At 69.8% G+C, this 15,833-nt stretch carries 13 protein-coding genes; 10 read left to right on the plus strand and 3 right to left on the minus strand.

What is annotated here, in order from left to right; all coding sequences use genetic code 11:
- Positions 1-13: 13 nt before the first annotated feature.
- Positions 14-2,614, plus strand: a complete 2,601-nt coding sequence (locus QN245_RS07240) for a [protein-PII] uridylyltransferase (RefSeq protein WP_317845324.1) — start codon at positions 14-16, stop codon at positions 2,612-2,614.
- Positions 2,614-3,618: a 2,3,4,5-tetrahydropyridine-2,6-dicarboxylate N-succinyltransferase gene (gene dapD, locus QN245_RS07245; RefSeq protein ID WP_160965672.1), complete on the plus strand. Its 1,005-nt coding sequence runs from the start codon at positions 2,614-2,616 to the stop codon at positions 3,616-3,618. The genes QN245_RS07240 and dapD overlap by 1 nt, the downstream gene beginning before the upstream one ends.
- A 970-nt stretch (positions 3,619-4,588) precedes the next feature.
- Here the strand turns inward: dapD and QN245_RS07250 are convergent.
- Positions 4,589-4,810, minus strand: coding sequence for a hypothetical protein (locus tag QN245_RS07250; protein ID WP_317844946.1), 222 nt, complete (start codon positions 4,808-4,810; stop codon positions 4,589-4,591).
- On the opposite strand from QN245_RS07250, the gene QN245_RS07255 reads away from it, so the two are divergent.
- From QN245_RS07255 to asnB, 5 genes are all read left to right on the plus strand, one after another.
- The gene (locus QN245_RS07255) at positions 4,809-5,264 is read left to right on the plus strand and encodes a hypothetical protein (protein WP_317844947.1); all 456 of its coding nucleotides are present in this window, start codon (positions 4,809-4,811) and stop codon (positions 5,262-5,264) included. The two genes, QN245_RS07250 and QN245_RS07255, sit on opposite strands and share 2 nt — an antisense overlap.
- Positions 5,265-5,435: 171 nt before the next feature.
- Positions 5,436-5,792, plus strand: coding sequence for an arsenate reductase (locus tag QN245_RS07260; protein WP_160965674.1), 357 nt, complete (start codon positions 5,436-5,438; stop codon positions 5,790-5,792).
- Positions 5,789-6,247: a GNAT family N-acetyltransferase gene (locus QN245_RS07265; protein WP_317844948.1), complete on the plus strand. Its 459-nt coding sequence runs from the start codon at positions 5,789-5,791 to the stop codon at positions 6,245-6,247. Before QN245_RS07260 ends, QN245_RS07265 begins: the two co-directional genes overlap by 4 nt.
- A gap of 162 nt (positions 6,248-6,409) precedes the next feature.
- Positions 6,410-7,540, plus strand: coding sequence for a succinyl-diaminopimelate desuccinylase (gene dapE, locus QN245_RS07270; RefSeq protein WP_317844949.1), 1,131 nt, complete (start codon positions 6,410-6,412; stop codon positions 7,538-7,540).
- A gap of 253 nt (positions 7,541-7,793) precedes the next feature.
- The gene (gene asnB / locus QN245_RS07275; protein WP_184645836.1) at positions 7,794-9,488 is read left to right on the plus strand and encodes an asparagine synthase B; all 1,695 of its coding nucleotides are present in this window, start codon (positions 7,794-7,796) and stop codon (positions 9,486-9,488) included.
- Positions 9,489-9,614: 126 nt separating this feature from the next.
- Here asnB and QN245_RS07280 read toward each other — a convergent pair whose 3' ends face one another.
- Positions 9,615-10,661 (minus strand): right-handed parallel beta-helix repeat-containing protein, encoded by a 1,047-nt coding sequence (locus tag QN245_RS07280; protein WP_184446785.1) that lies wholly within the window; start codon positions 10,659-10,661, stop codon positions 9,615-9,617.
- A gap of 79 nt (positions 10,662-10,740) precedes the next feature.
- Entirely contained in the window at positions 10,741-13,125 is a 2,385-nt protein-coding gene (locus QN245_RS07285; protein WP_317844950.1) for a penicillin acylase family protein, read from the minus strand.
- A gap of 192 nt (positions 13,126-13,317) precedes the next feature.
- Here QN245_RS07285 and bfr point away from each other — a divergent pair, with 192 nt between their 5' ends.
- The 3 genes from bfr (at position 13,318) to QN245_RS07300 (ending at position 15,831) form a co-directional block, all read left to right on the plus strand.
- Positions 13,318-13,809: a bacterioferritin gene (bfr, locus tag QN245_RS07290; RefSeq protein WP_160965686.1), complete on the plus strand. Its 492-nt coding sequence runs from the start codon at positions 13,318-13,320 to the stop codon at positions 13,807-13,809.
- 584 nt (positions 13,810-14,393) lie between these two features.
- A complete protein-coding gene (locus tag QN245_RS07295; RefSeq protein WP_184645840.1) occupies positions 14,394-14,819 on the plus strand; it encodes a DUF2147 domain-containing protein in 426 nt (141 codons plus the stop codon).
- Between the two features lie 118 nt (positions 14,820-14,937).
- The gene (locus QN245_RS07300; protein ID WP_317844951.1) at positions 14,938-15,831 is read left to right on the plus strand and encodes a TorF family putative porin; all 894 of its coding nucleotides are present in this window, start codon (positions 14,938-14,940) and stop codon (positions 15,829-15,831) included.
- The last annotated feature ends 2 nt before the right edge of the window (positions 15,832-15,833 follow it).

Raw genomic sequence — 15,833 nt, forward strand, 5'->3', positions numbered from 1 at the left:
TGCCGATGCCGGCATGCCCGACGCCGGCGTCGACGATGCCGGCTGGGCGGCCGCGGTGCGGCAACTGCTGGCGCAGACCGATGCGCGGCTGAGCAAGCGCTTCGACCAGGGCGACGACATCGACCGCCTGCTGGCGCTGCGCGCGCGCGCGCTGGACCAACTGATCCGTCACGCCTGGAGCCGCTGCGTGCCGCGCGAGGCCGGGCTGGCCCTGTTCGCGGTGGGCGGCTACGGTCGTGGCGAACTGTTCCCGCGCTCGGACATCGACCTGCTGGTGTTCGGCGAGCTCGACCCCGTCTACGAACCGGCGCTGGCGCGGCTGTTTCCGCTGCTGTGGGACGCCGGCGTGCCGGTGAGCCACGCGGTGCGCTCGGCCGCGCAGTGCACCGCGGCCTGCGCCGACCAGACCGTGCTGACCGCGTTGATCGAGGCGCGCCCGCTGCAGGCCGACGCCGCCGCCAAGGCGGCGCTGGCGGCGGCCATCGCGCCGCAGCGGGTGTGGCCGCCGCGCGAATTCTTCATGGCCAAGCGCGAGGAGCTGCAGGCCCGCCACCAGCGTTTCGGCGATACCGCCGACAACCTGGAGCCGGACATCAAGGACGGCCCCGGCGGCCTGCGCGACCTGCACACCCTGGGCTGGATGGCGTTGCGCGCGTTCGGCGTGCGCGACCTGGAGCCGTTGATCGGGCTGGGCCATGTCGGCGGCGACGAAGCCGCCGCGCTGCGCCGCGAGCGCCGCGAACTGGCGCGCTTGCGCTACGGCCTGCACCTGGTCGCCAACCGCCCGGAAGAGCGCTTGCGCTTCGATTACCAGAAGACCCTGGCGCAGCGCCTGGGCTTCTCCGACGACGTCGAGAGCCTGGGCGTCGAGAAGATGATGCAGCGCTTCTACCGCAGCGCGGCGATCGTGCGTCGGCTCAGCGATCGGCTGCTGCAGCGCTTCGAGGAACAGTTCGATGGCGAGGCGCAGCCGCAGCCGCTGGCCGGCGGCTTCTCGCTGCGCCGCGGCTACCTGGCCGCCGACGACGAGCACTGGCCGCAGGCCGACCCGGTGCAGGTGTTCGCGCTGTTCGCCACCTGGGCCGCACACGGCGAGATCCGCGGCCTGCATTCGCTGACCGCGCGCGCGCTGGCCGAGGCGCTGCCGCACCTGCCGGCCTACGCCAGCGCCAGCACGGCCGCGCGCGAGCGCTTTTTGGCGCTGTTGCGCGGCCCGCGCGCGGTGCAGACGCTGACCCGGATGGCGCGGCTGGGCGTGCTCGGGCAGTGGATCCCGGCGTTCGCGCAGGTGTCCGGGCGCATGCAGTTCGACCTGTTCCATGTGTACACGGTCGACCAGCACACGCTGATGGTGCTGAAGAACATGGCGGTGTTCGCCAGCGCGCGCACCGACGACCGCTTCTCGATCGCGCATGAGGTCTGGCCGCGGCTGCGCAAGCCGGAACTGCTGCTGCTGGCCGGCCTGTTCCACGACATCGCCAAGGGCCGCGGCGGCGACCATTCGGAGCTGGGCGCGGTGGATGCGCGCGCGTTCTGCGCCGCGCATGCGCTCAGCGCCGCCGACACCGATCTGGTCGCCTGGCTGGTCGAGCAGCACCTGCGCATGTCGGTGACCGCACAGAAGCAGGACATCGCCGATCCGGAGGTGATCCATCGCTTCGCCAGCCTGGTCGGCGACCGCGAGCGGCTGGATCATCTGTATCTGCTGACCTGTGCCGACATCGCCGGCACCAGCCCCAAGCTGTGGAACGCGTGGAAGGACCGGCTGCTGGCCGACCTGTACTTCGCCGCCCGCCGCGCGCTGCGCGAGGGCCTGGAACACCCGCTGCCGGTGGCCGAGCGCCTGCAGGAGGCGCGCGAGGCCACGCGTGCGCTGATGCACCTGCAGGGCCACGACGACGTCACCATCGACCGCCAGTTCGCCGGCATGCCGGACGAGAGTTTCCTGCGCTTCCGTCCCGAGCAACTGGCCTGGCAGGCGACCTCGCTGATGGAGGTGGAACTGGGCGGCACCCTGGTCAAGGTGCGCCCGGTCACCCCCGACGACGCGGCGCTGGAAGTGTTCGTTTACTCGCCGGACCGCGACGGCCTGTTCGCCGCGATCGTGATGACCCTGGACCGGCTCGGCTACGGCATCCATCGCGCGCGGGTGCTCGATGCGCCGCATGAGGCGATCTTCGACACCTTCGAGGTGATGCCGGCCGATGCCTTCGCCAGCGGCGACATCGCGCAGTTGCAGGCCGGACTGCGCGAGGCGCTGGCCGGCGACCTGGCGCGGCTGCGTCCGGCGCGGCGCGTGGTGCCGCGCCAGCTGCGGCATTTCCGCTTCGCCCCGCGCATCGAATTCCGCGAGAGCCTCGACGGCCGCCTGACCCGGCTCAGCCTGGTCGCGCCAGACCGCCCCGGGCTGCTGTCGGACGTGGCCCAGGTGCTGCGCCGGCACCAGCTGCGCGTGCACGACGCGCGCATCGCCACCTTCGGCGAGCGCGCCGAGGATCTGTTCCACATCACCGACGAGCACAACCTGCCGTTGCCCGACGCCTGCCGCCAGGCGCTGCAGGCCGCGCTGCAGGCCTGCCTGGACCCCGATACCCCGCCTGGAGACCCCCGCTGATGGCCACCAAGAAGCCTGCCGCCAAGACGCCCGCTGCGAAGAAGCCGGCCACCAAGAAGACCGCCAAGCCGGCCAAGTCCGCCAAGCCGGTCGCCGCGAAGCCTGCGGCACCGACCGCGGCGGCCAAGCCCGCGCCGAAGCCGCTGCGCGCCAAGCCGGTCGCCATGCCCAGCGCCGACGAACTCAAGTTCACCATCGACAGCGCGTTCGAGCGCCGCGCCACGCTGACCCTGGACGAGATCGAGGGATCGACCCGGCCGGTGGTCAACCGGGTCATCGACGGCCTGGAAAGCGGCGAGTTCCGCGTCGCCGAGCCGGACGGGCACGGCGGCTGGAAGGTCAACGAGTGGCTGAAGAAGGCAGTGCTGCTGTACTTCCGGGTCAACGAGATGGCGGTGGTGGAAGCGCAGCCGGCGCCGTTCTGGGACAAGGTGGAGTCGCGCTTCGCCGGCTACCACGAGGCCGAGTTCCGCAAGGCCGGGGTGCGCGTGGTACCGGGCGCGGTGGCGCGCCGCGGCAGCTACTTCGGCAAGGACGTGGTGCTGATGCCGAGCTTCACCAACATCGGCGCGCACGTCGGCGAGGGCACCATGGTCGACACCTGGGCCACGGTCGGGTCCTGCGCGCAGATCGGCAAGCATTGCCACCTGTCCGGCGGCGCCGGCATCGGCGGCGTGCTCGAGCCGCTGCAGGCCAGCCCCACCATCATCGAGGACCACTGCTTCATCGGCGCGCGCTCGGAAGTGGTGGAGGGCGTGGTGGTCGGCCACCACAGCGTGATCGGCATGGGCGTGTTCCTGGGCCAGAGCACGCGCATCTACAACCGCGCCACCGGCGAGATCTCCTACGGCTACGTGCCGCCGTACAGCGTGGTGGTGTCCGGGCAACTGCCGGCCAAGGACGGTTCGCACTCGCTGTACTGTGCGGTGATCGTCAAGCAGGTCGACGCCAAGACCCGCAGCAAGACCAGCGTCAACGATCTGCTGCGTGGGTTGGCTGACTGAGGATGGTGAGACCGGGCTAAGCCCGGTTTCGCTCTGGTGTGCTGCTTCCTGTCGACTTTATGGTCAGGCGCGGTACTTCTTCGCGCGTTGCGTAGCTATTGCGCGCGTCGGTGTCTGAGTGTCTAGGGCATTGGCATTCGCAAAGGCGCGCTGCGAGGCAACGACAAAAGCTTTCGCCCTTGCGGGCGAGTTACTTTGATCAGCCTTTGGCTGCTGAGAAGCGCTTCTTTGCTCGCGCAAAGAAAAGGTAACCAAAAGAAGCGCTTTACCACAGCCGAAGGCTGGTCAAGCGCGCCCTGCCTTGCGCCCTCCGCGCTGCGCGCTCCGGGTCCGCGGATGCACCGGGGATTCGCGGAAGGGGCTTGGCTGCTTTGCAGCCAAGTCCGGGGCAGGCGCCTCACGGCGCCAGCCCGCCCGCCGGGGCGAAGCAGTGCTTCGCCTTTTTCCGGCGAGCCCTGCCCCTGCCGCGAACGGCGCACATCCATGTGCGCCGCCCTTCGGGTTTTTCCCCGGTCCATCCGCCGCTGCGGAAGGGAACCCGGTAGATCAAAAGCAAACGCAAAGGCGGTAAAGCACGCTTTGGCTTCCGTCGTCATCGGCATGCTGGGCATGCCGAACCGCCGGCGATCCAACGCCAGTGCGCCGTCTGCGGGTAGGCTAAGCACATCATGTGGTCGTCGCATGGTGCGACGCGGTTGTTTCGCAGGACTCGCGATCTCGCGGCCAGGATAGGACGCACACCCGACGTACATCGGTGGCCGGATACGCTGCCACACGCGGGTTCGAGCGCTGCCGCGGCAGTGTGCATCGGACCGACGATGCCCGGTGCAGACTGTTGCCGGGTGCTGCACTGCCCTGACAGGGAGACACCAATGCGGAAGATGAAATGGGCTTGCTGGATGACGGTGGCGTTCGCGCTGTCCGGGTGCGGTCGCGAGGGCGCGCCGACGCCAGCGGCACCTGCGGACGGTCATACGCTCACCGAGACGGGCGCTGCGCCAAACCCCGTGCCTGCTGCGACCGCTGCGCCTGCAAAAGCGCCTGCGACGACGGAGAGCGCCAGCACGGCGAGTGAACCACTGGCCTGCGCTGCCGAGATCGGTGCCGACGCAGCGGCGGCGCGCGTGACGACCTGTCGCTCGGTGTCGCCGGCCACGCATCCGCCCTGCAATGCCGCCAACAGCTGCGCCATGATCGACGACGAGATCGCGCGCAGCTGCGCGCTGCTCGGTCACGACGGACCGGCCACCGCCGGTTGCGGCCCGGCTGCGGACAGCCCGCAGGCCGCTGCCGACGTGGTGCGGCGTTATTACGCGGCGATCAACGCGCGCGATTACGCGGTGGCCTGGCAGCAGTGGGGCGAGGACGGGCGCCCGGGGCAGTCCTACGACGCGTTCAAGGCCGGCTTCGCCCAGACGCGCGCGGTGAAGGTGACGATCGGCGCGCTCGGTGCCAGCGACGGTGCCGCCGGCTCGGTGTATCAGCCAGTGCCGGTCACCGTGGAGGCGACGCTGGCCGACGGCACGCGGCAACGCTTTCAGGGTGATTACGTCCTGCGCCGCGTCAACGGCGTGGACGGCGCCTCGGCGGCGCAGCTGCGCTGGCGGATCGATTCGGCCAAGCTCCAGGAAGTGCTGGCGCAGTGAGGCGCGGTGTGGCCAAGTGCGTTTTCTCGCTGCGCGGGAGAGCCGACGGCGCGTGCGCCGGGTAAGATCAAACACGATATCTGCGCGTGCCATGTCGCCACGGCGCGCCAACCCTCACCCCAACCCCTCTCCCGGTGGGAGAGGGGCTTTATTCGCTTGATGGGACATTCGATGACGACGTTGTACGGATTGAAGAACTGCGACACCTGCAAGAAGGCGACCAAGTGGCTGGACCGCTTCGGTGTGGCCTACACCTTCGTCGACTACCGCGAGCACAAGCCGACCCCGGAAACGCTGCTGGAATGGGCCGGCCAGGCCGGTGGCTTCGACGCGCTGGTGAACAAGTCCTCCACCACCTGGCGGCAACTGCCCGACAACAAGAAAGCGCCTGGCTCCGATGCCGAGTGGAAGCTGCTGCTGCGCGAGTATCCGCAACTGATCCGGCGGCCGGTGGTGGTGACCGACGACGGCCGGCTCAGCCAGGGCTTCTCCGACAACGGCTTCAAGCAGCGATTCGGTATCGAGTGAACATCCGCCCGTACCGGGCAGACGACTGGGCACGCCTGTGCGTCATCCACGACGCCGCGCGCGTGGAGGAACTGCAGGCGGCGGTGTTGGCGGATGCGTTCCTGCCGCTGCCGATCGCGGCCGAGCGTGAACACCTGTTCGACTACCGCGTGCAGGTCGCCGAATGGCAAGGCCAGGTGCTGGGGTTCGTCGCCGACGACGGCGACGAGCTGGCCTGGCTGTACGTGGATCCGGCCGCGCGCCGGCGCGGTGTCGGCCAGGCGCTGGTGACCGCGGTGCAGGACGCCAGCCCGGCTGGCCTGACGCTGGAATTGCTGGATGGCAATGTCGCGGCACTCGCGTTCTACCGTGCCTGCGGCTTCGTCGAAACCGGCGTACAGCATGGGCGCATGCCCGGCAACGAGGCCTTCGCGGTGCGCGTGCGCTGCATGCGCTGGCCGGGTGTCGCGACGTAGCGAAGGCCAGGCTCGCGAACGTGCATCCGCCAGGGCGACCCGGGCCGAGACTTCGAATCCGCCAGTCCCGCTCGTACACTGCACTTGCTGCGTCGCCCGCACGCGACGTTACCGGCCCCGATCATCATCGCGCCCTAGCGCTTTCCCCAACGGTGTCCCTGCATGTCCGATGTCCTTGAACTCGCCCGCGACCTGATCGCCCGCCCGTCGGTCACTCCCGACGATGCCGGGTGCCAGGCACTGATCGCGCAGCGGCTGGAACGCGCCGGTTTCGCCATCGAGCAGTTGCGCTGCGGCCAGGTCGACAACCTGTGGGCGACCCATCGCGGTGGCGATGGCCCGGTGCTGGCGCTGCTCGGCCATACCGACGTGGTGCCGTCGGGGCCGCGCGAGGCCTGGGCCAGCGATCCGTTCGCGCCGCAGATCCGCGACGGCGTGCTGTACGGGCGCGGTGCCGCGGACATGAAAGGCAGCGTGGCCGCTTTCGTGGTCGCCGCCGAACGGTTCGTGGCCGCGCAGCCGCAGCACCCGGGCACGCTGGCGGTGCTGCTGACCAGCGACGAGGAAGGCGATGCGATCGACGGCGTGCGCCACGTGGCGCGATTGTTCGCCGAGCGCGGCGAACGCATCGACTGGTGCGTCACCGGCGAACCCTCGTCCACCGAACGTCTCGGCGACCTGCTGCGGGTCGGCCGCCGCGGCAGCCTCTCCGGCGCGCTGCGCGTGCGCGGCGTGCAGGGGCATGTGGCCTATCCGCACAAGGCGCGCAACCCGATCCACCTGGCCGCGCCGGCGCTGGCCGAACTGGTCGCGCGGCACTGGGACGACGGCTACGAAAGCTTCCCGCCGACCAGCCTGCAGATCTCCAACGTGCATGCCGGCACCGGCGCCAACAACGTGATCCCCGGCGAACTGCAGGTCGCCTTCAACCTGCGCTACACCCCGCACTGGGATGCGCCGCGGCTGGAAGCGGAGATCGCCGCGCTGTTCGATCGCCGCGGCCTGGATTACGACCTGCGCTGGCACCGCAGCGGCGAGCCGTTCTACACCCCGGAAGGCACGCTGCGCCGGGTAGCGCGCGAGGTGCTGGGCGAGGTCGCCGGCGCGCCGCCGGAGGAGAGCACCGGCGGCGGCACCTCCGATGCGCGCTTCATCGCGCCACTGGGCGCGCAGTGCATCGAAGTCGGCCCGGTCAACGCCAGCATCCACCAGGTCGACGAGCACGTGCGCGTGGCCGACCTGGAGGCGCTGCCGGATCTGTACCTGCGCCTGATCGAACGGTTGCTGCGGTAACAGTTGCACCGGCCCGCGCGCCGGGTTACGGTCGCCGCATGACCTCGCTGTCCGTCCTCCGCTCGACCACCGCCAACGGCCGCAACAATGCGCTGGCGAATAATCGTGCGCGGCCGATGCGGGTCTGCGACTAGGCGCTACCAGAAACACCACGCCCAGCCACCAGAAAACCCGCATCGGCCGATGCGGGTTTTTTTGTGCCTGGGCGTGTGGATTCCCTCGCAACCCTTACCCCACGATCAGGAGCTTTCCCATGTGTTCGATCTTCGGCATCTTCGGCCTGCAACCGGGCGACGACCTGCAGGCACTGCGGCGGCAGGCGCTGGACTGCTCGCAGCGGCAGCGCCATCGCGGCCCGGACTGGAGCGGCGTGTATGTCGACGACGGCGCGATCCTGGTCCATGAGCGCCTGGCCATCGTCGACCCGGCCGGCGGTTCGCAGCCGCTGCTCTCCGACGACGGACGCCTGGCGCTGGCGGTCAATGGCGAGATCTACAACCATCGCGAGCTGAAGAAGGAACTCGTCCAGCCCTACGCCTTCCAGACCGGTTCGGACTGCGAGGTGATCAACGCGCTGTACCGCGAAACCACGCCGGACGCGCTGCTGAACCGCCTCAACGGCATCTTCGCTTTCGCACTGTGGGACAAGGCCGCCGGCCGCGTGCTGATCGCGCGCGATCCGATGGGCGTGTGCCCGCTGTACTGGGGCCATGACGCGCAGGGCCGGCTGCGGGTGGCCTCGGAGATGAAATCGCTGGCCGACAGCTGCGCCGACGTCGCCCAGTTCCCACCGGGCCACTACTACGACAGCGCCAGCGGCGAGCTCGTGCAGTACTACCGCAAGCCCTGGCGCGACTATGCGGCGGTGCAGGGCGTGGAGGTCGGCAAGCAGGAACTGCGCGAGGCCTTCGAGCGTGCCGTGCATCGGCAACTGATGACCGACGTGCCGTACGGCGTGCTGCTCTCCGGCGGGCTGGATTCCTCGCTGGTGGCAGCGGTGGCGGCGCGTTTCGCGCGCAAGCGCATCGAAGAGAACGACGAGGCCGAGGCCTGGTGGCCGCGTCTGCACTCGTTCGCGATCGGCCTGAAGGGCTCGCCGGATCTGGCCGCCGCGGCGATCGCGGCCGAGGCCCTGGGAACCGTGCACCACGGCTTCGAATACACCTTCGAGGAAGGCCTGGACGCATTGCCGGAAGTCATCCGGCACATCGAGACCTACGACGTCACCACCATCCGCGCCTCCACGCCGATGTTCCTGCTGGCGCGGCGGATCAAGGCGATGGGAGTGAAGATGGTGCTGTCCGGCGAAGGCAGCGACGAGATCTTCGGCGGCTACCTGTATTTCCACAAGGCGCCGAACGCGCGCGAATTCCACGAGGAACTGATCCGCAAGCTCGACGCGCTCTACAACTACGATTGCCTGCGCGCCAACAAGTCGATGATGGCCTGGGGCGTGGAGCCGCGTGTGCCGTTCCTGGACGTGGAGTTCCTGGACGTGGCCATGCGCATGGACGCCCAGTACAAGATGGCCGGTACCCGCGCCGACGGCAGCAAGCGCATCGAGAAGGCGGTACTGCGCGAGGCCTTCGAGGGCTATCTGCCCGAATCGATCCTGTGGCGGCAGAAGGAGCAGTTCAGCGACGGCGTCGGCTACGGCTGGATCGACGGCCTGAAGGCGCATGCCGAAGCCCAGGTCAGCGACCGCGAACTGGCCGCGGCCGACAAGCGCTTCCCGGTGAACCCGCCGCAGACCAAGGAAGCCTATTACTACCGCAGCCTGTTCGAGCGCGTGTTCCCGACGCCGGCCGCGGCCGAGACCGTGCCCGGAGGCAAGTCGATCGCCTGCTCCTCGCCGGCGGCGATCGCCTGGGACGCCAGCTTCGCGGCCATGGCCGATCCCTCCGGCCGTGCGGTGGCGGGTGTGCACGCGCAGGCGCTGGGAGCCTGAACTCGCACGTCCCGCCGGCGATACGCCGGCGGGACGTGTCGGACTCGGGATCCAAGCAGCGGGAGTCGGCAGTGCTTCGGGTCGCGGCACCGCCTTTCCGGGGGGGGCGCGTCCCGGGTCCCGGCCTTACTCGAAGCGCACGCAGTGGCCGTAGCGTTCGGGCTGGATATCGATGCCGGAGGCGTCGGCCTGGTTGTTCTTGCGCCACAGGTTGGGGCGGAAGTCCGGGCCGGTGCAGTTGGCCGCACTGTCCACGCCGATGGTGTAGGTGTAGGGATTGCCGCGGAAGGTGTTGTTCTCGAAGGTGTTGTCCTGGCTCATGCTGTTGTCCCAGCACAGGATCTGCGGCGTGCGCTGGCGGATCGAGCAGGTCAGGTAAAGCCCGGCGCCCTTGTTGTCGATGAACTGGTTGCCGGCGAACAGGTTGCGCCGCGCGTCGGCCAGGTACACGCCCTGGCTGCCGTTGCGCTCCAGCCGGTTGTCGCGGATCTCGCTGTCTTCCAGGTGCTCGGTGGTGATGCCGGCGGCGACGTTGTCGTGGATCACGTTGTCGATCAGCTTGACCTTGGCGGTGCGGTTGAACGACACCCCATCCCAGGTTGCGCCGGACACGTCGTTGTGCGCGATCAGCAGGTCGCGGCTGTCGAACTCGCTGAGCAGGCAGGCGCTGCGGCACTTGCTCACCCGCAGGTGGGTCAGCTGGATGTCCTGGCCGTTGCGCACCACCACCAGGCTGTTGCTCAGGTACGGGCGCTCGGGCATGAACTCCTTGTCGATGGTGCCGCCGACGATCTGCAACTGCTCCACGCGGACGTCGCGGATCGGCTTCAGCGGGCGCTCGTTCTGGTAATCGCCGATGACGATGGTCGGTTGCTGCACGTGGTCGCGCATGCGCAGCACGGTGCTGTCGCCCTGGCCGCGCAGGCGCAGGCCGTCGCGCTGGATCGAGATCAGCTTGCCGACCGGGAATTCGCCGGCGCTCAGGCACACGGTGGCGGGTTTGCCGTCGTTGGGGACGCGGTCGATGGCGGCTTGCAGATCGTCGCCGGGTTCGGCGCGCACGCTGCAGTCGGAGTTGGCACCGGGCGCGTCGGCGGCCGGCGTGGCACAGGCGGAGAACGACACGGCCGCGGCGAGCGGCAGCAACAGGGCGAGCAGGGGAGGGCGCTTCATCGGTAGGCAGACTCGGCAGTGGGGGGAGGGGAGGCGGCGGACCGGCGCATGGGACGAACGCCGGCGCGGAAACATCGGGTCATTGTGGCGTGGACGGGCTTAATGTCAGCGTGTGCCGGGTTTGACCGGGCAGGAACTTTGTGGCGCGGCCCTGCACCCAGTCGGCGTGGCCGGCGCCCCAGAACGGCGACAGCGGATGGCCGCTCTGGCCGCCCGGCATGTGCACGATGCCGTCGGCCTCGTGGCCCGGCGCCACCACCATGCGCTCGGAGGCGCCGAAGGCCGGGCGCTGCACCCGCGGCATGTCGTCGTCGCCCGCCAGCGGCGTGTCCGGCATGCACAGCCAGCCACGCAGCGGCGCCGGCAGGCCCTGCGCCAGCGGGTGGCAGATCGCCGCACGGTTCTGCTGGCCCCAGCGGCGCGTGTCCAGCGGGCCGTCGGCCTGCAGCGTCGTGCGCACCTCGGCGGCGGCGTCCTCCAGCAGCGCCTGCCAACTGCCGTAGCGGCGCGGCAACAGGTGCAGGGGCTGTTGCTGCAGCAGCGGCCAGGCCACGCCTTCCAGTTGCGGCAGCGGCGGTGGCGCGGCATCGGCGTCCGATCCTGTCCGGGCCGGCGCGATCAGGCCGTCGCGGATCCGGGTCAGTACCGCCAGGCGCCATGCGCGCACCAGGGTGTAGCTGACCGAGCCGGTGCTGGCGCGGCCTTCCCAGTGCGCGGCCGCCTGCGCGACGGCGTGCAGCGCCGGCGTGGCCGCGCCGGCATCGCGTTGCCGTAGCAGTGCCCACCAGCGCTGCAGGAACAACGCGCGGTCGTCGAGCTGGATCGCCAGCAACTGTTGTTCGTCGAGATGCGGGTGCAGGCGCAGGTCGTCGCGGATCTGCTGCGCGCGCGCGCCCAGCGCGTAGCCGCCGTCGCCGATCGGGGCCAGTTCGGCGCCGCCGACCACGCGGGCGTTGGCGGTCCACAGTTGCCCGTCGGCGGGATCGATGCGCTGCGGCGACTGGGTGGTGGACAGCGGCCATGGCGCGCAGCGGGCCTGCGCCGGCACCGTCGCGCGCACGTCGTGCATCACCGCATCGGCCGCGCAGTGCGGGCCGCGCAGCGGCAGCGGGCCGAGTACGCGCCAGCCGATGTGGCCGTCGCGGTCGGCCAGCACCAGGTTCTGCGCCGGCGTGGCGATGGCTTGCGCGTGGGCGAAGGCGCTGCCCAGCGTCTCGGTGCGGGCGAAGTCGGCCAGGCCCAGGTTCAGCGCACCCGGCAACTGCGCGGCCCAGCGCAGCGCCAGCGCGCTGCCGTCCGGCTCGTGCTGCAGGATCGGGCCGTAAGCGGTGTCCTCCACCTGCAGCGTGGTGTCGGGAGCGCCGGAGACGCGGATCAGTTCGCGATGCACGGTGACCGGCGTGCAGCCGGGTTGGGCCACGGCGGCGCATGGGGTCAGTCGGTACCAATCGGCGGTATCGGCATAGCTGTTGGTGAAGCCCCAGGCGATGTGGCCGTTGCTGCCGACGATCACTGCCGGCAGGCCCGGCAGCGAGAACCCCGACACGTCCACGCGGCCGCCCGGTGCCTGCGCATCGGCATAGCGCAGGCGCACCCGGAACCACAGACTGGGCGCGCGCAGGGCCAGGTGCATATCGTTGGCGACGATGGCACGGCCGTCGGCGGTGCGGCTGCCGGCGATGGCCCAGTTGTTGCTGCCGGGCGCGCTGGTGGCGACCGCTTCCGTCGCGGCCGGCGCGGGCGCGTCGGCCAGGCGGCGCAGATCGACCTGGCCGGCATCGGGCAGCACCGCGTCGCCGCGCACGCTGCCGTCCAGTGTCGCGTCCCAACTGCTGCCTTCGTGGCGCAGCAAGGCATACAGCGGCGCCGGCAAGCGCTGCTGCAGGCGGTACAGGTCCAGCTTGCGCTCGAGTTGCTTGCCCTGCAGATCGAAGTACATCGCCTGGCCGGCCAGCGCCGAATCCACCGGCTGCCAGTCGCGCGGCGTGGCGAACAGCATCAGGTACGGCCACGGCCGCACCCGCAATGCGTGAAGGCCCTGGTTGACGCCGGCGCTGTAGGCCTGCAGCGCCGCTGTATGCGTGCCGGCGAACGTGGCCAGTTGCGCGCTGCTGCGGGCGCGCAGGCGCTGCGCGCGCCGCGCCTTGTCCACGCCCAGCGCATGTGGGCCGACCAGCTCGGACAGTTCGCCGGCGGCGGCGCGGCGCAGCAGGTCCATCTCGAAGAAGCGTTCCTGCGCGTGCACGTAGCCGAGCGCGCGCATCGCATCGGCCTCGTCGGCGGCATCGATGGTGACCACGCCCAGCGCGTCGCGCTGGATGCTCGCCGGCGCCCGCAGGCCTTGCAGCGGCGCGGTGCCGTCGAGCGTGGCCAGGCTGCCGCGCAGCAGCAGCCAGACGCCCAGCGCCACGGCCGCCGCCAGCAGCAGCGTCCCCAGCAGCAGGCGTTTCCATCGACCGCGCATCGTCTCTCTCCGGATAGGCAAGTCTCCGATTCTAGACACGAGTGCGTGTCGTTCCCGCGTAGGTGCGGCGCGCTGTGCGCGGGGTCACGCATCGCGGACGTGCGAGTCGGGATGTGAATGATTCCGATTGGAACGCGGCGTGGCGGCATCGGGCACTATGGCGCCCTCAGTCGACCCCACGGAGCCCGCCCCATGAAGGGACACCCCGACGTTGTGCAATGCCTCAAGGAGCTGCTGCGCGGCGAACTGGCCGCGCGCGACCAGTATTTCATCCACTCGCGGCGTTACGAGGACCAGGGCCTGCAGGCGCTGTACGAGCGCATCAACCATGAAATGGAAGAGGAAACCGAGCACGCCGATGCGCTGCTGCGGCGCATCCTGTTCCTGGAGGGCGACCCGGACATGCGTCCGCATGCGTTCGAACCCGGGCGCACGGTCGAGGAGATGCTGGAGAAGGACCTGAAGGTCGAGTACGAAGTGCGCGCCAACCTGGCCGCCGGCATGAAGCTGTGCGAGCAGCACGGCGACTACGTCAGCCGCGACGTGCTGCTGGCCCAGTTGCGCGACACCGAGGAAGACCATGCGTGGTGGTTGGAGCAGCAGCTTGGCCTGATCAAGCGCATCGGCATGGCGCTGTACCAGACCTCGAAGATCGACGGGCACGTGTCCGGCAAGGACGCCTGATCCAGGCGCGCGCCTCCCGCCTGCGGGAGGCGCCGATGCGTTGAGCGGGAGCTTCCCGCCACCGCGGCCGCGCCATCGCCGGCTGCTTGCGACCGGTCGATCGTACCCGTCGCCATCTCTCTCGTTGGCCCGCATCGGCACTGCCGCACTCGCGGGCGATGCGTGTCATCGATGTCGTCGCGTTGGTCGCTGCAGCCAGACTGCAGCGAACGCGGACCAACCTCGCTTCCCTGGTCATTTCGTGCCGTTGCCGACCGTGTTCGGCTGCGCACGCGTGGCTGCGTTGTCCGAGGACGTGCGATCGACGGATTCAGTCGGCCTGAAGGGTTGGGACACGGCCACAAAGCGCACCGAGCCACTTCGAAGCCCCCGCTGGCTGCTGTTGCAATGCCGCAAAAAACGGCCGGCGCCGGCATGGCGCTACGCACGGAATCCCTTGAAATCCAGGCATTTGCGCGCCTCGTCAGGTCCGCGCCAAGCGCCGTACCGGCAATGCTTGCAAAACAGTAGTGATCGCTATACGGTAGTTTTCACTACTGAATTGCGCGATGGCGAGGGGGCGTTCGATGCAGGCGAATCTGGAAATGAAGCGGTACGGCGCGGTCGGTGCGTTCGTCGCGGGATGGCTGCTGGTGCCGGCCGCGGCGGGCGCCGCACCGGCCGCGGCGCAGGGGCTGTGGCTGACCGCGGCCAAGGATGCGGTGGTGGAGTTCGCGCCTTGCGCGGATGCGGCCAGCGCCTTGTGCGGGCGCATCGTCTGGGACAAGGACGCCGGCACCGCCACCGATACCTGCGGCGTGCAGATCGCGCGCCTGGGCCGCGAGGACGGCGACACCTGGCGCGACGGCTGGGCCTTCGATCCGCGCAGCGGCAAGCGCTACAAGGCCACGCTGCGCGCCAGCGGCAAGTCGCTGGACCTGCGCGCCTTCGTCGGCGTGGAAGTGCTCGGCGAGACCGAACGCTTCACCCGCGTGCAGGCGCTGCCCAGCACGCCGGTCTGCGCCAAGTAGTTGACTCGCCGCGCGCGCAACGCGCCGGCGCCATCGACGTGCGGGGCCGACGACGGCCACCGCACGTCCCACCTTCCTCAGCGAACCAGGGGAGATTGAGATGACGGCAGTCCGCTTCATGGCGACCCTCGCGGGCGCACTGGCCCTGCACGGCGCGTGTTGCGCCCAGGCCCACGCCCAGCAGGCCGAGACCGATGGCATGGTCAACTACGAGTTCCAGAACCAGATCAAGCTGATGAGCGAGCAGCGCACGCGCGGCGTGTCCGACTCGCTGATGCGCCCGTCGCTGAAGTGGACCAACCAGTTCGTGCACGCCAGCGGCTTCGTTGCGCTATTGGAGGTGGCCAAGGTCAGCAAGAAGCAGTTCCTCGACGGCGACGGCCTGGGCATCACCGCGGCGGCCGGCTACCGCTTCGGCAATCCCGATGCCTGGCATGCCGGCGTCGGCCTGGCCACCGAGCGCTTCCCCGGCGCCAGCTTCCTGGCCCCGCACCAGATCGATCTGCAGACCGGCACGCCGGAGGACTTCCGCCGCACCGACTACGACAGCAATTTCGGTGTGCTCGAACTCGGCTACGGCGCGGTCGAAGGCCGTGTGCTGTACGTGTTCTCCAAGACCTACCGCGGCGCCGACACCGGCGGCGTGTGCGCGCAGATCCTGCAGTTCGCCGCCGACCCGACGACGGCGCTGCGCTGCTTCGCCCGCGGCGAACATGACTCGCGCGGCACCCTGCTGGGCGATCTCAACTACCAGACCCCGCTGCTGCCGTCGGTGCTGCCGTCGACCACGCTGCGCCTGCACGCCGGCTACCAGAAGCTGCGCAACTTCAGCGAGGGTAGCTTCGCCGACTACCAGATCGGCGTCACCCACAAGCGTTGGGGCCTGGACTGGAATCTGGACTGGGTCAGCACCCGGGTCAACGCGCACGAACTGTACTGGGTGCAGGACGGCGCACGCATCCGCAAGACCGACGGCGACACCCTGGTGGCCTCGATCGGCTACACGTTCTGACC

Origin of the sequence: Xanthomonas rydalmerensis (genome assembly GCF_033170385.1) — a bacterium.
Lineage (GTDB): Bacteria > Pseudomonadota > Gammaproteobacteria > Xanthomonadales > Xanthomonadaceae > Xanthomonas_A > Xanthomonas_A rydalmerensis.